10 protein-coding genes are annotated in these 12,148 nt (G+C 67.7%); 8 read left to right on the top strand and 2 right to left on the bottom strand.

The genetic code is table 11. The features are described 5' to 3' along the window. The first annotated feature begins 8 nt into the window (after nt 1–8). Both M1P99_RS27305 and M1P99_RS27300 read left to right on the top strand, forming a co-directional pair. Nucleotides 9–3,020 (top strand): DEAD/DEAH box helicase, encoded by a 3,012-nt coding sequence (locus M1P99_RS27305; RefSeq protein ID WP_304455845.1) that lies wholly within the window; start codon nt 9–11, stop codon nt 3,018–3,020. Beyond that, the gene (locus tag M1P99_RS27300) at nt 3,020–7,126 is read left to right on the top strand and encodes a DNA methyltransferase (RefSeq protein ID WP_304455459.1); all 4,107 of its coding nucleotides are present in this window, start codon (nt 3,020–3,022) and stop codon (nt 7,124–7,126) included. Before M1P99_RS27305 ends, M1P99_RS27300 begins: the two co-directional genes overlap by 1 nt. Nucleotides 7,127–7,192: 66 nt before the next feature. Here M1P99_RS27300 and M1P99_RS27295 read toward each other — a convergent pair whose 3' ends face one another. Continuing rightward, complete coding sequence (locus M1P99_RS27295) at nt 7,193–7,447, bottom strand: DUF397 domain-containing protein (protein WP_304455458.1); 255 nt, start codon at nt 7,445–7,447, stop codon at nt 7,193–7,195. Nucleotides 7,448–7,450: 3 nt separating this feature from the next. Further along, a complete protein-coding gene (locus tag M1P99_RS27290; RefSeq protein WP_304455457.1) occupies nt 7,451–8,305 on the bottom strand; it encodes a helix-turn-helix transcriptional regulator in 855 nt (284 codons plus the stop codon). Between the two features lie 206 nt (nt 8,306–8,511). Here M1P99_RS27290 and M1P99_RS27285 point away from each other — a divergent pair, with 206 nt between their 5' ends. The 6 genes from M1P99_RS27285 (at nt 8,512) to M1P99_RS27260 (ending at nt 12,033) form a co-directional block, all read left to right on the top strand. Further along, a complete protein-coding gene (locus M1P99_RS27285) occupies nt 8,512–9,048 on the top strand; it encodes an ATP-binding protein (RefSeq protein ID WP_304455456.1) in 537 nt (178 codons plus the stop codon). After that, nucleotides 9,045–9,491 (top strand): hypothetical protein, encoded by a 447-nt coding sequence (locus M1P99_RS27280; protein ID WP_304455455.1) that lies wholly within the window; start codon nt 9,045–9,047, stop codon nt 9,489–9,491. Before M1P99_RS27285 ends, M1P99_RS27280 begins: the two co-directional genes overlap by 4 nt. A gap of 93 nt (nt 9,492–9,584) precedes the next feature. After that, the gene (locus M1P99_RS27275) at nt 9,585–9,749 is read left to right on the top strand and encodes a hypothetical protein (RefSeq protein ID WP_304455454.1); all 165 of its coding nucleotides are present in this window, start codon (nt 9,585–9,587) and stop codon (nt 9,747–9,749) included. Between the two features lie 574 nt (nt 9,750–10,323). Then, nucleotides 10,324–10,809, top strand: a complete 486-nt coding sequence (locus M1P99_RS27270) for a hypothetical protein (protein WP_304455453.1) — start codon at nt 10,324–10,326, stop codon at nt 10,807–10,809. 167 nt (nt 10,810–10,976) lie between these two features. Then, the gene (locus M1P99_RS27265) at nt 10,977–11,453 is read left to right on the top strand and encodes a hypothetical protein (RefSeq protein WP_304455452.1); all 477 of its coding nucleotides are present in this window, start codon (nt 10,977–10,979) and stop codon (nt 11,451–11,453) included. 13 nt (nt 11,454–11,466) lie between these two features. Continuing rightward, nucleotides 11,467–12,033, top strand: a complete 567-nt coding sequence (locus M1P99_RS27260) for a hypothetical protein (RefSeq protein ID WP_304455451.1) — start codon at nt 11,467–11,469, stop codon at nt 12,031–12,033. Nucleotides 12,034–12,148 lie beyond the last annotated feature (115 nt).

Genomic DNA, 12,148 nt, shown 5'->3' with positions numbered 1-12,148 from the left:
TGACCACCATGTACGCCCCCGGTTCCCTGGTCTCCGCCCGGGGCCGCGAATGGGTGGTGCTCCCCGAAAGCGCCGCCGACATGCTCGTGCTGCGCCCCCTGGGAGGCAGCGACGACGACGTGGCCGCCCTCTTCCCCGCCTTCGAGCAGGTGTCCGCGGCCACCTTCGACCCACCCGACCCTTCCGACCTGGGCAACGCCGAGGCCGCCGGGCTGCTGCGCTCGGCTCTGCGCATCGGCTTCCGCTCCGGCGCGGGCCCCTTCCGCTCCCTGGCCGGGATCGCCGTCCAGCCGCGCGCCTACCAGCTCGTCCCCCTGCTCATGGCGCTGCGCCAGCAGACCGTGCGCATGCTCATCAGCGACGACGTCGGTATCGGCAAGACCGTCGAGGCCGGACTCATCGCCTCCGAACTCCTCGCCCAGGGCGAGGCCAAGGGCTTGGCGGTCCTGTGCTCCCCGGCCCTGGCCGAGCAGTGGCAGGAGGAGTTGCGCACCAAGTTCAACATCGACGCCGAACTCGTGCTCTCCTCCACCGTCTCCCGCCTGGAGCGCGGCCTGGACCTGGGCCAGTCCCTGTTCGACAAGCACTGCCACGTCATCATCTCCACCGACTTCATCAAGTCCACCCGGCACCGCGACGACTTCGTCCGCCACTGCCCGGACCTGGTGGTCGTCGATGAGGCGCACACCTGTGTGGCCGCCGACGAGACCGCCTCCTCCAAGCAGAGCCAGTTGCGCTACGAGCTGCTGCAGAAGGTGGTCAAGGACCCCCGACGTCACCTGCTGCTGGTCACCGCCACCCCGCACAGCGGCAAGGAGTCGGCCTTCCGCAACCTGCTCGGCCTGGTCGAGCCCGCGCTGGCCACCGCCGACTTCGACACCGCCTCCGGCCGCGAACTGCTCGCCCGCCACTTCGTGCAGCGCAAACGCGCCGACGTTCGCCAGTACCTGACGAGTGAGCAGGACGGCCTGGCGGACGATTCCCTCGCGGAGAAGACCGCCTTCCCCTCGGACCGCCAGTTCAAGGACGAGAAGTACACGCTCGCCCCCGAGTACAAGAAGCTGCTCGACGACGCCATCGCCTACGCGGGCGAGCGCGTCGAGCAGGCCGGCGCGTCGGGAGGGCGCGAGTACCGCATCGCCTGGTGGTCGGCGATCGCCATGCTGCGCACCCTGGTCTCCTCCCCGCGCGCCGCGGCCAAGACCCTCACCACCCGTTCGGCCGCCGCCCTGGCCAGATCGGCGAGGGAGGCCGACGAGCTGGGTGCTCCGCTGGCCCGCGACGCCGTCGACACCGACCGGCTCGAAGGCCTGGACACCGTCCCCGGGGCCAAGGCCGACGAGGAGCGCGAGGAGCACCCGCTGACACTCCTGGCCGAGCGGGCCCGCGCACTGGAAGGCCCGGACCAGGACACCAAGCTCAAGGCACTGGTCAAGCACCTCAAGGCGCTGCTCGCCGAGGGCTACAACCCCATCGTCTTCTGCCACTACATCGACACCGCCGAGTACGTGGCCGAGTACCTGTCGGGGGAGTTCCCCGACGGGCGCAAGGCCCGCAACCTCCTCAACAAGGGCGGTAAGGACGGCTGGAAGACCACGGTCAAGGCGGTCACCGGCACCCTGTCCCCGCAGCAGCGCGTGCAGCGCATCGAGGAGTTCGCCGAGGAGGCGGCGGCCGAGGCCGCCCGGCGCGCCAAGGATGGTGAGGACGCCGTCCCGCCCACCCGGCGTGTGCTGGTCGCCACCGACTGCCTGTCGGAGGGCGTCAACCTCCAGCACTCCTTCGACGCCGTCGTCCACTACGACCTGGCGTGGAACCCCACCCGCCACGACCAGCGCGAGGGCCGCGTCGACCGCTACGGGCAGCGGCGCGACGAGGTCAAGGTCGTCACCCTCTACGGCGGGGACAACGGCATCGACGGCAAGGTGCTGGAGGTGCTGATCCGCAAGTACCGCCAGATCCGCAAGGACCTCGGCATCGCCGTGTCGGTGCCCGACGAGTCCTCCGCGGGCGTCACCGACGCCATCGTGGACTGGGTGCTCATGCGCTCGCGCACCGGCGAACAGGAGGCCCTGTTCGGCACCGACGAGGTCAGTGTCAGGGCCGACGAACTGGACGCCGAGTGGAAGTCGGCGGCCGAACGCGAGAAGCTCTCCCGCTCCAAGTACGCCCAGCGCGCCATCCACCCCCAGGACGTGGCCCGCGAGGTCACCGCCGTCCGCGAGGCCCTGGGCGCCGCCGGGGAGATCCGCTCCTTCGCGGAGAGCTCCCTGCGCGAACTGGAGGCGATCCTGCGCCCGGCCGACGGCGGCTTCACCGCCGACGTGTCCGGGACCCCGGCGGGGCTGCGCGACGCGCTCGCCCCCGTCCTCGGCCCCGCCGCGATCGACGACGGCGTCCGGGTCCCGTTCAGGGACACCGCGGCCGTCGCCCGGGGAGAGGCCGCCCTGGTCCGTACCGATCCGGTGGTGGGCGCCCTGGCCTCCCACGTCCTCGACGCCGCCTTGGACCCGGACACCCACGGCCCGCGCCCGGCCCGCCGCTGCGGGGTGGTGCGCACCACGGCCGTGGGCAAGGCCACCACGCTGCTATTGGTGCGCTACCGCTTCCACCTCACGCTGCCCTCCCGGCACGGAACCCGGCAGCTCGTCGCCGAGGACGCCCGCATGCTCGCCTTCCGGGGCGCACCCGAGCGCGCCGAATGGCTCGATCCCGCCGAGGCCGTCGCACTGCTCGACGCCGAGCCGGACGCCAACGTCGATGTGCAGCCGGCCGAGCGCCGCATCGCCAAGCTCGTCGACGGCCTGCCCCACCTCGACGAACACCTGGTCGCCTACGGCAACCGGCTCGCCGAGGAGCTCGACCGGTCGCACCGCCGCGTACGCCAGGCCGACACCAGCCGGTCCCGCGAGATCGTCCGAGGCCTGAAGGTCGAAGCCCAGCCGAACGCCGACATCCTCGGCGCCTACGTCTACCTGCCCGTCGCCAACCCCGCCGCCCCCGCCGGAGGTCACGCCTGATGTCCGCCATCGCCAAGAACCAGGTGTTCACCGCCGTGCACACGGTGGGTGGTCTGCTGCCCGCCGACATGCTGGTGCGTATCGCCGAGGGCAAGGACGTGCCCGGCTCCAAGCCCGCCGACTACGGGGTCGTGGGCTCGCGTTCGGTGAGCGACGACGCCGAACGGCACTGGGAGTTCCTCAAGTCGGTCTGGAAGGACCTGCGCAAGCAGCTTCCCGCGGAGAAGGACGGCACCCCTGCCGGAGACCCAACCGGCCTGGCCCTGAGCCAGTGGGTCATGCCGCTCTTCGACGAACTCGGCTTCGGGCGGCTGGGCGAGGTCGGTTCGGGGCGGATCGTCGCCGACGACGACCCGGAGAAGGTCTTCCCGCTCAGCCACCGCTGGCACCACGTGCCGATCCACGTTCCGTCGTGGGGGACCGAGCTGGACAAGCGCCCTGGGGGAGCGGGCACGGTTCCGCCCCAGTCGCTGGTGCAGGAGGCACTCAACCGCACGTCCGCGCACCTGTGGGCCGTGGTCACCAACGGGCGGCAGTTGAGGCTGTTGCGGGACTCCAGTGCGCTGGCGACGGCGTCGTATATCGAATTCGACCTGGAAGCGATCTTCGACGGAGAGCTGTTCAGCGAGTTCGTGCTGCTGTACCGGCTTCTGAACGCCTCCCGCTTCGAGGTCAAAGAGGATGAGCCGCCTGCCGCGTGCTGGCTGGAGAAGTGGCGCACCGAAGCCATCACCTCCGGGACCCGTGCTCTGGACCAGCTACGCAAGGGGGTGCAGGAGGCCATCACCATTCTGGGGACGGGCTTCCTCAAGCACCCGGCCAACAGTCGCTTGCGGGAGAACCTGGATACCAAGGATCTCCACGCGGCTCTGCTGCGCATGGTCTACCGGCTGCTGTTCCTGTTCGTCGCGGAGGACCGCGAGGCCCTGCACCCGCCGCAGGCTTCGGAGCAGGCCAAGGAGCGCTATGCGAAGTACTTCTCCTCGGAGCGGCTGCGTCGCCACGCTCGCCGTAGGCGGGGTACCGCACACGGGGACCAGTACCGGGCGCTGAAGATCGTGCTGGACGCGCTGGGAGATGTGAAGGGTCGCCCCGAACTCGCTCTGCCGGGTCTCGGCGGTCTGTTCACCGACACCGAGGTCGACGCTCCGCTGCGGGACCTGGAGCTGTCCAACGAGGCACTGCTGAGCGCGGTCCGGCACCTGGCTCAGGTGCGGGACCCGGCGTCCAAGCGCTGGCGTTCGGTGGACTACCGGAACCTGGACGCAGAGGAGCTCGGTTCGGTCTACGAGTCGCTGCTGGAGTTGGTGCCCCGGCACAGTGCAGCCGAGCGCACCTTCGAACTGGTGGAGATCGCGGGCAACGACCGCAAGACGACGGGCTCGTACTACACGCCTTCCTCACTGATCGAGACGTTGCTGGACTCCTCACTTGACCCGGTCATCGACGACGCCATCAAGCGGGGATCGATTGAGGCCGGTGCCGCAGGGCAGGCGGACGAGTCCGAGAAGATCGTCGCGGAGTTGCTCAAGCTCACCGTCTGCGACCCGGCCTGCGGGTCCGGGCACTTCCTGGTGGCGGCCGCACGTCGCATCGCCAAGAAGGTCGCGGCAGTGCGCGAGGGAAACCCCGAGCCGACCGTGGACGCGGTTCGCCATGCCCTGCACGAGGTTGTGGCGCACTGCATCTACGGGGTGGACCTCAACCCGATGGCGGTGGAGCTGGCCAAGGTGTCGTTGTGGCTGGAGGCGTTGGAACCGGGTAAGCCGCTCAACTTCCTGGACGCGCACGTCAAGCACGGCAACGCGCTCATCGGCGCGACGCCGAAGCTGCTCAAGGGTGGTATTCCGGACGAGGCGTTCAAGCCGATCGAGGGCGACGACAAGAAGTACGCGCGTTTCCTGGCCAGGACCAACAAGGAGGAGCGCGGCGGCCAGATCGGGTTGTTCGACATCGCCGATGACGCGGTGAAGGTCGACAACACCGCCTTCGGCCGAAAGCTGCGCCAGATCACCGGTGTCAGAGCGGACTCGCTGGAGCAGGTTCGTCATCAGGAGGACGCCTACCGAGAATGGGCCTCTTCCGAGGATTACGTGCGGGACAAGCGAGTGGCGGACGCCTGGTGCGCGGCATTCGTGTGGAGGAAGACACATGACGCGCCACGTGCGGTGACCCAGGAGGTCTTCCGGAATCTGTCCAACGCCGAGCAGGGAAACGGTGCTCCCTACACCACGGTCGAGGAGATCGAGAGGTTGCGCGATCAGCACCGGTTCTTCCACTGGCACCTGGAGTTCCCGGACGTGTTCGCCGCTTCGGGTAAGGGGGACACGGAGGTTGCCAACGGTTGGTCCGGTGGTTTCTCCTGTGTGCTGGGGAATCCGCCGTGGGAGCGGATCAAGCTTCAGGAACAGGAGTACTTCGCCCAACGTGACGAGGAGATCGCCAAGGCCAAGAACGCCTCGGTCCGAAAGAAGCTCATCGAGGAACTGAGGGACGACGAGGAAAAGGCCGCGCTGTACTGGCAGTTTGCGGCGGCCAAGCGGTTGGCCGAGGGAGAGAGCCACTTCCTGCGCGTCAGCGGAAAGTTCCCGTTGGCTGGTAGAGGGGACATCAATACGTACGCCCTCTTCGCCGAGACGGCGACGCTGCTCAACGAACGACAGGGATTCTTCGGGCTGGTTCTGCCCACCGGGATCGCCACCGACGCCACTACAGCGCCCTTCTTCTCGTCCTTGGTGCGGTCGGGTCGGCTCGCTTCGTTTCTGGATTTCGAGAACGAGGCCTTCCTGCTCAGCCGGGCCGTTCACCACAGCGTTCGCTTCTGCCTCTTGGTCGCCACGGGGCCGGGAACGCGGGTGGACGCGGCCGAGTTCGCTTTCAGTACCCGCTACATGGAGGATCTTCCCGCGCGGCGCTTCGCGATGCCGCCCGAGGAGATCATGCTGGTCAACCCGAACACCGGGACCCTGCCGGTGTTCCGTTCCCGAAGGGACGCCGAGATCACACTGAGTGTCTACCGGAGGGTTCCGGTGCTCATCAGAGAGGGAGACCCCGAGGGGAACCCGTGGGGGCTTTCCTTTATGCGGATGTTCGACATGGCCAACGACTCCCATCTCTTCAAGTCAGCGGAAGAGTTGAAAGCGGAGGGGTGGGAATTGAAAGGAAACGTCTTCCTCCGCGAGGGTAAGCGCATGCTGCCGTTGCAGGAAGCGAAGATGCTGCACCACTACGATCACCGTCTGGGGACCTACGAGGGCCAGACCGAGCAGCAGGCCAACATGGGCACCCTCCCCCGGGTGACTCCTGAGCAGCACGACGACCCTTCCTACGTCGCGATGCCCAGATACTGGGTTCCCGAGTTCGATGTCCCGACCGGAAAGAAGGATTCCAAGGGGAACCCGACCTACTATCCGGGAGTCCAGTCCAGGCTGGCAGAGAAAGAGTGGGATCGCGGCTGGCTGCTGGGATGGAGGGATATCGCCAGGTCAACAGATGAGCGAACTATGATTGGGTCTTTCTTTCCGCGATATGCTTCAGGTCATACCAGTCCGATTCTTCTTCCAGCGTCATCTGGCCGAGGTGTATATTTGCAGGCTTGTTTTTCCTCCCTTGTTTTTGACTATGTCGTTCGCCAAAAGATGGCTGGCACTCATCTTACTTACGGCTATATTTATCAGCTTCCAGTTCCTCGGCCTGGGGTTTTTGCTGTGGGCTTGCGGGACTGGGTTGCTGGCCGGGTTCTTGAGTTGGTGTACACCGCATACGATTTGAGGCCGTTCGCGCAGGATTTGGAAGATGAAGGTGCGCCCTTCCGATGGGATGGGGAGCGTCGGGCGGTCATGCGAGCCGAGTTGGATGCGTTGTTCTTCCACCTGTACGGGATCAACCGTGATGACGTGGACTACATCATGGAGACGTTCCCGATCGTGAAGCGGAAGGACGAGGCCAAGTTCGGCGCCTACCGCACCAAGGACCTCATCCTGGAGATCTACGACCGGATGGCGGAGGCAGGTGTCTCGTCAGACACCCCGCCGATTGACGGCGAGAACTTCACGTCCACGCTCACCCCGCCGCCCGGCCACGGTCCTCGCCACGTCCCCACTTGAAATTGGAATCACTCGGCCCCGTTCGTTGATATTCAGCGGACGGGGCCGAACTCTGTACTTGCTGCTTTAGTGCAGGTCACCCTTGGCGACGTTCAGGAACGCCTGCCACTCGTTCCCATGGAAGAAGAGTGCGCCCAGGTCGCGATGTTTGGTGTCCCGGACTCCAGTGATCGGCCCCTCGGCGACCTCCACGCATGCGCCGCGCTCGGCGCTGTAGCTGGCGGTGTGCCACGGTTCCGTGGGGATATGGGCGGCCTCTACGCAGTCAGACGATGTCCCGCTGTAGCTGGATTTGAACCAGTGCGGGGTGCGCGGCTGCATCGCTTACTCCTTCTCCAGAGCCTTGGCTGTACGGTCAAGGAAGTCGATCGTCTGCGTTGGGCGCCAGGCGTCGGCTAGCAATCGCTCGAAGACCTCCGTGTGCCGGTCCAAAGCTGCCTGATCGTCCCAGAAGAGACTCGTGTTGTCGGTGATGGTCACGAGCACCGTCAACTCGTCCAGGGTGAGAAGCGTGAACTTGCCGATCTCCAGGGCGGCATGGGCGCCAGCCTCGAAGGGGAGTACCTGGAGGGTCACGTTCGGCTGTTCCGAGACCTGGATGAGATGCCGAATCTGCTCGGCCATCAGCTTAGGGCCTCCGACTGTCGTTCGGATCGCGGCTTCGCTGACGATTGCCCACAAGTGCGACCTGTTGGCCTGCCGTGCCTTCTGCCGGTTCATGCGAACCTCGACTCCGGCATTGACCACTTCCGGGGAAGCGCTCGGCATTGTGCCTTTGAACAGGGCGCGTACGTAGCCCTCAGTCTGCATGAGGCCGGGAACCAGGACAGGCTCGTAGGTTCGGATGCGCCGTGCCGCGCTCTCCAGGCCGATGTACGTCCCGTAGTCCTCCGCGATGCCGCTGGACTGCCACCAGCCGGACGACCTGGCTTCCTTACGCATGTGGAGGAAGCGCTGGATCACCTCGGGTTCGAGGCCGTAGTACTCCAGCAGACGTTCCAGGCTTCCTGGCCCTGGGATCACCCCTTCGACTCCGGGTGTCTCCCAACGAGACACCGTCGAGGCGTTCACCCTGATGGCTCTGGCCACCTCAGCAAGCTTCCGATCTCTACGCAATTTGCGCAGATCGTTCGCAAGCTGCCATTGCGCGACAGTTGGGCTCATTGTCATGCGGTCCATGTTGCCTCGGTGGGCCTGCAGGCACAAACGGGGTGAGGAAATCTGTAGATGCGGATTGCATATGCGGGTCTCATGGGATCTTGTTTGGCCTTGCCGTGCTGTCGCTCGCGCCCCGGGCATGAAAACGCCCTGGTGGGTGCCGTCAACACCCACCAGGGCCAGCCGACCCCCCATCCACCCATCGCTAAGTAGAAAGTGAGTTCGGCATGTTCATTGTGCCTCAGCCCAGGCCGCCCGCCCACACGGCGGCTCCCGCGTTCGAGGGGCGCCGGTGGCCCTGCCGCCTCTACCCGGGCGACCTGTCCCACACCTCCCGGTTCCGCGCCGACCTGCGCCGGGACCTGTCCGAGCTGGCCGGTCTGGTCATCGACACCGCCGATGACCTGGTGCTGTGCGCCAGCGAGCTCTACGCCAACGCCGTCGACCACTCCCGCTCCGGCGAGCCCGACGGGCACGTCATCCGCACGCTGACCATGCCCACCGCCGACCGGCTGCGGGTCGGGGTCATCGACGACGGGCACCGCACCAACAGCCCCCATCCGCCCATGCTCCCCGAGATCCCCCGTACCGCACCCCTGGACGGTGAGTGGGCCGAGCGCGGGCGCGGCCTGCTGCTCATCGACCACCTGGCCGCGGCCTGGGGCAGCCGGGCGGTGGTGGGTTTCCCGTTCTGCGAGGGACTCGGCACCTTCCTGTGGGCGGAGTTCGCCCACACCGACGCCACCGTGAAGGCGGTTTCGTGATCGCCGACGAGCGGGTGTCTCCCGGGGTGCGGGCGGTGCTGTCCGCTCCCCGGGGCCGCCGCTTCACCCACACACCCCAGCCCTCCCGGCGGGGGCCGCAGCCCAGCCGCGAACAGCGTCTCCTCGCCCAGATGCGCGGCAACCCCCGCGTTGAGCGCCGTATGCGCCAGGGGGAACTGCCGCCGTGGATGCTGGTCGCCGAGCAGCGCCGCCGCGAACGCGAACGCGCCGCCAGGCGGCGCCGCCTCCCGGTCCCGGCTCCGCGCCCGGCCCCCGACGACGGCCCGCCACCGCCTTCGGAACGCCCACCCCTGCCCCGGCGTCCCCGACCCCGGCCGCGCCGCCACCGCAGACCCCGCCGTCCCGCCTGGCCCCTGGTCGCCTACACCCTCGCTGCCGCAGCCGGAGCCCTCGCCCGCCACCTCACCACGGGCCTGTTCTGAGGCCCGCCTCCAGCACGGCCGCGCCGGCCACCAGGAGCCGGCGCGGCCTCTGCGGGTCTGCGTGGCGCGTCGACCCCATCGGACTGAAAGGCTGTGGTGCTTCCCGCGAACAAGGCCCGTCTCTTCCTCGTCGCCGCTGCGGGCCTCGACATCTTCGAGCCGGTCCACGAAGGGCTGGCGGGTATCAATGTCTTCAGCATCAACCCGGACGCGATGAGGGCGCCCCGGACACCCGACACCGGAGATTTCCTGGGATGACGCCCAGCCGCCCGATGACCCGGAAGGCAAGAGAGACGCGAAGAAGCAGTTGCCCGGCATCATGGCCGTCGCACAAGGAGACACTCCACCAGACCAGATTCTCCGCGATCGTGGATCTTAGCCTGGCCGCTGAGCGCAGCCGCTCCTTCCAGCGCATGATCCGCGCCGTGGCACTCCTGTTCGACGCCAGCGGTTGAGAGGGTCCTCGTCCCCGGGGCGGCTTCTGAGTGAGAAGGAAGAGTTGAACTCTCGGGCGTGGCGATGGAGGGGACCGAGAGCCTGCCCGAGGCAGCGACCTGGCACAACGCTGTGCCCTTGTGCAGGTGGGGCGGGACCAACAGGGCCTGCTGTGCAGGGTCCGGCACCGCCGTCGGTCGCCGTCGTCCGGGGCCGCTGCTTTCCGGGGCCACCTGACATTCCAACAGTCCGACCTGTCATTATTTGTGCTGAAAAGCTGGCATTTTCGGCAATCGCTCTATTGTTTTATTTTCAGTAGTGGGGGAAAGTCGCTGTTGGTCGATTATGGTTACTGGAGTTGGGATTCCTGTTGCGCTTGACATCCTCCCTTGTGTCCGTGTCCGCCTGTCTCATGCTCATCTCGGCTCCGGGGGTCGCCCTTGCCAACGAAGCCGACGAATCCGCGAACCTGGACGCGCGTTCGATGTCGGAGTACGACTTCTCCGCGGCCGGGGTCGGTCCGCGGCCGGCCTCCGGGAACTGCGGGGTCCGCGTCGACATGCCCCATCCCTCGCGTACGACCAACGACCAGATCCACACCCGGGTGGAGTCGTTCTGCCAGGGCAACACCATCGTGGACAACAAGATCACCGGAAAGTCCTACCGGTCCCGCTGGTACGGATGGCAGCACATGAGGACCAAGTCCAACGGGCCCCGTACGGCCTGGCGGGTCAGGGTGACCGTCGACGTGAACTGTGACCGGGGATCGCGCCACCGGTGGCGGACGGAAGGATACGGGAGCGGAGTGCTCAACGGGCAGCCGGTGAGCGCGAGTGCCTACGAGCAGAACGACTCAGAGATCACGTGCGGCGCGAACAACTGAGGCCGGCCCGGCGCGGCTCTCGGGGTGCTCGTGTCCCCGTGGGCGGCGCCGTCGTCCTCGGGGCGGTCCTGGCTTCGTTCACCGCCTGTTCGGCGCAGGGCGGACCGGGTGGCACGGAACCAGTCGACACGGAACCGACGGATACTGCCGCGGCCGGTGTGCCCTACATGGCACACCGGATGGTGCAGGCCCCCGGAGAGCCGCCCGAACTCTTCCTCGAAGGGGGAGCAGGCGCCGCCCTGCCGATGGTCGCCGTGGACTGGTCCGTTCTCGGCGGGCCCTTCGAGGAGCCCGGACACGAGGTCGACTGGTCCGGCGCCGAGCGGAGGACGACGGGTCCGGACGTCGCGCTGGAGTTCGGCACGGAGCAGATCCCCACGCGTGTGGTGGTCTACTCCTATGCCGAGGTCGGCGAGAGCGGGGTCCCCGACGAGGAGTCGGGGACGGAGACGATGTGTTCGTTCGAAGGGGACGGCGCCGACGTGTGCCGGTACCACGGCGACGGCTCCGAGAGCGCCCGTGTCGTGATCGACCCCCCGAGCTCCGCGGGCTACCTGGTCGTGCACGCGGCGTGGCCGACGGAGGAGACCGGTGCGGGCGCGGACGTCGTGTCCGCCTCGTGGCTGGTGCGCCCGGACATGTGAGAAGGAGGTCGGGATGCGTGTTGATGCGGCGTCATGGCTCACCCTGGTGAGCCGGAGCGGTTCCTTCGACGCCCGCGCGACGTTCGTGCGCGGTGGGGTCGAATCCGAGCACCGGCTGGGTGCGGACGATCCCCTGCACTGGGAGTACACGGTCTCAACTGCAGGCCGCGAGGCGCGGTGGTCGTGTGACGGTGGCGAACTCCGGCACGTCACCGAAGGGAGGACGTTTCGCAACCCGGTCCCGGGCGGGGCCGACCCGGACGAGCCCTGGTACTTCTGCTCGTGGCTCGCGGTCGTGGACACGTGGCTGGTGGAGATGGTGCGCCCGGTGGACCTCCTCGCCAGGGTCCTGGTCGACTCGGTGGAAGAGGAGGGCGGGGGTGAACACGGGTTCGTGCGCGTGGCGGCCAGGCCCATGGGCAACGAACCCTCTCCCTACAGCGGATTCTCGGTGCCCGACGGGCGGTCCTTGGGCCTGCGTCTCGACGTCGGCCTCGGATGCCTGACCGAGGTGGCGGTGACCTCCGCCGACGGCGCGCGGTCGGTGCACACCCTCGACCTGACCAGCCGGACACCCTGACCACCACACACGGGCGGGGCGGACCCGGGGGGCTCGACCCGGCTCACCCCCGCCCACGCCAGGGCGCGCCGGCCACCGGTGGGTCGGCGCGGCCGTGGGTCCTTTCGATTTGGCC

It is taken from the genome of Nocardiopsis sp. YSL2 (assembly GCF_030555055.1).
Taxonomy (GTDB): Bacteria; Actinomycetota; Actinomycetes; order Streptosporangiales; family Streptosporangiaceae; genus Nocardiopsis.
Note: the sequence above shows the minus strand (reverse complement) of the source record. Positions and strands in the feature narration are given on the sequence as shown.

Bases quoted from the DNA above. Each gene is read 5' to 3' on its own strand.
- M1P99_RS27305 (WP_304455845.1), top strand. From the start codon at position 9: ATGTACGCCCCCGGTTCCCTGGTCTCCGCCCGGGGCCGCGAATGGGTG.
- M1P99_RS27300 (WP_304455459.1), top strand. From the start codon at position 3,020: ATGTCCGCCATCGCCAAGAACCAGGTGTTCACCGCCGTGCACACGGTG.
- M1P99_RS27295 (WP_304455458.1), bottom strand. From the start codon at position 7,447: ATGCAGCCGCGCACCCCGCACTGGTTCAAATCCAGCTACAGCGGGACA.
- M1P99_RS27290 (WP_304455457.1), bottom strand. From the start codon at position 8,305: ATGGACCGCATGACAATGAGCCCAACTGTCGCGCAATGGCAGCTTGCG.
- M1P99_RS27285 (WP_304455456.1), top strand. From the start codon at position 8,512: ATGTTCATTGTGCCTCAGCCCAGGCCGCCCGCCCACACGGCGGCTCCC.
- M1P99_RS27265 (WP_304455452.1), top strand. From the start codon at position 10,977: ATGGCACACCGGATGGTGCAGGCCCCCGGAGAGCCGCCCGAACTCTTC.
- M1P99_RS27260 (WP_304455451.1), top strand. From the start codon at position 11,467: ATGCGTGTTGATGCGGCGTCATGGCTCACCCTGGTGAGCCGGAGCGGT.